This is a genomic window from Agromyces sp. P1_H4, from assembly GCF_056405255.1.
This window is the reverse complement of record NZ_JBFUCL010000583.1, coordinates 1-957: the sequence shown is the minus strand read 5'-3', so window position 1 is coordinate 957 and position 957 is coordinate 1. Positions and strand designations below refer to the sequence as shown.

The following is a 957-nucleotide window of genomic DNA, read 5'->3' as shown; positions in this document are numbered from 1 at the left end:
GGCGAGCGCGCGCACCGTCGCCGGCTCGTCGAGCACGGCTGCCGCAGCGCTCGCGCCGGCACCGGCGCCACCGCCGCGTCGCACGGCGTCGCTCAGGCGAGCGGATGCCTCGGCGTACCCCTCGCGGTAGAACGCGTAGGTGGCGATGAACCGCGTCGGCAGCTGGTGCGGGTGCAGGTCCCACCCCTGCGGGAACCCGCGCTCGAGCGAGCGGCGCACGAGCCGCGCGTGCAGCCGCCACGCCTCCTGCGTGCGGGCGCCGACGGGCAGCACGTTCGTCGAGCCGTCCGAGAGGCGGATGCCCGTGCCGGCGACGGCGACCTGCATGAGGCCCTTCGCGAGGTCGGCGGCGGGATGCTCCATCGACTGGTACCTCGCCGCGATGCCGAGCGCAGCGCTGTAGTCGTAGGTGCCGTAGTGCAGACCGCTGATGCGCCCGGGCACGGCGGTCGCGAGCTGGGCGAGCGGCGACCGTCCGTCGGCGCCCAGCACGACCTGCGGGGTCTCGACCTGCACCTCGAACCGGAGCCTGCCGTCGGAGAGCCCGTGCGCGCGTTCGAGGGCGGCCGCGGCATCCGCCATCGCCTCGACCTGCGCGACGGTCGAGACCTTCGGCAGCGTGAGCGCGAGGCCGGCGGGCAGGCCGCCGTGCTCCAGGAGGGCGGTCACGAACAGGTCGAGCGTGCGGATGCCGCGGGCACGCGTCGCGGCCTCGAACGACTTGATCCGGATGCCGACGAACGGCGGGGCGAACCCGGCGCCCTCGGCGGCGATGATGCGCTTCGCTGCGCGGACGGCGTCGGCGTCCTCGACGTCGTCGCCGCGGTCGCCGTAGCCGTCCTCGAAGTCGACCCGGAGGTCTTCGATGGGTTCGAGCACGAGCTTCTGCTCGACCGCGGAGGCCACGGCCGCGGCGGTCGCGTCGTCGAGGCCGACCGCGACCGCGACCGCCACGCC

At 75.2% G+C, this 957-nt stretch carries 1 protein-coding gene; it reads right to left on the bottom strand.

Going from position 1 to position 957, the window contains the following annotated elements; translation table 11 throughout:
• On the bottom strand, positions 1–957 hold a 957-nt coding region (locus tag AC1DY2_RS20140; RefSeq protein WP_476764029.1), incomplete at both ends, for a DUF6986 family protein.